The sequence below is a fragment of the Acinetobacter sp. ANC_7513 genome (assembly GCF_056779915.1).
The window spans coordinates 1-377 of sequence record NZ_JBWYIW010000032.1; the positions used below are offsets into that span (position 1 = coordinate 1).

Sequence of the window (377 nt, forward strand, 5' to 3'; positions counted from 1 at the left end):
GTACAACTGAACCAGGAACAACAGTAAATGTCGTTGTTAAAGACAAAGACGGTCAAGTTGTTGCAGAAGGTCCAGCGACAGTTACAGGTGATACATGGACATATACACCATCAGTTGAATTAGCAGATGGTGAATATGACGTAGTTGCAAAAGCAACAGATCAAGCAGGTAACACAGGTGAATCTCAGCCAGAGAGCTTCGAGGTTGACACAGTAGCACCTGAATTAACCATCGATGAGCTTAAGCCAACAAACGATACTACACCAACAATCTCAGGTAAGACTGAGCCAGGTGCAACAGTAAAAGTTGAAATCTTAGACAAAGATGGCAACCCTGTAGCAACAGGTGATGCGACTGTAGATCCAGAAGGTAACTGG

Annotated in this window: 1 protein-coding gene; it reads left to right on the forward strand. The window is 43.8% G+C overall.

Annotation, left to right across the window (positions count from 1 at the left end; genetic code table 11):
- Positions 1-377: Ig-like domain-containing protein (locus tag AC1M9B_RS14405; protein ID WP_481609341.1), on the forward strand; the 377-nt coding region annotated here is incomplete at both ends.